This window comes from Streptomyces murinus (assembly GCF_002154555.1).
Classification (GTDB): Bacteria; Actinomycetota; Actinomycetes; order Streptomycetales; family Streptomycetaceae; genus Streptomyces; species Streptomyces murinus.
In genome coordinates, this window is record NZ_MUNF01001075.1 from 1 (window position 1) to 551 (window position 551).

The following is a 551-nucleotide window of genomic DNA, read 5'->3' on the forward strand; positions in this document are numbered from 1 at the left end:
CGAGGTAGCGGGCCTCGCGCCGGACGACGAGATCGCCGCCCGTGTTGGTGATCAGGGCGAGCGCGCACACCGTGGAGGGGGCCGTGCACTCGTCCAGCGCGAAGTCGACGGGGGCGCCGTACTGCGGCTGGAGGGTGACGGTGGCGTGCAGTCCGGCGAAGGAGGACGCGCCCTCGTAGACGGTGACGAAGACGAGGACGCGGCGCAGGTCCGCCAGGTGGTCGAGGCTGACGGTGAGGTTCTCGCCGCTCGCCGCGGCGCCGGTGCGGTCGTCGCCGTCGAGATGGATGTACGGCGGCCGGTGCAGCGATCCGAAGGAGTTGCCGAGCGCCTGGACGACGCCCTTGCGGCCGTCGGTGAGCTCGTACAGGGCGCACAGGTCGAGGTCGAGGTCCCCGGAACCGGCGCCGCCCCAGCGCGCGCCCCAGCCCGAAAGCTGTTTGCGCATCTGCCAGTTGAGGTTCACCCGCAGGACGCCCGAGGTACCGCCCTGCTTCGCCAGCGAGACGGAGGGGGCGGCCTTGGTGAGGGTGACTTTCGCGAGGCGGACC

1 pseudogene is annotated in these 551 nt (G+C 72.1%); it reads right to left on the bottom strand.

The annotated features are described in order from the left end of the window. A pseudogene (locus CCN72_RS37755) lies at positions 1–551 on the bottom strand (Tellurium resistance); the annotation flags it as partial.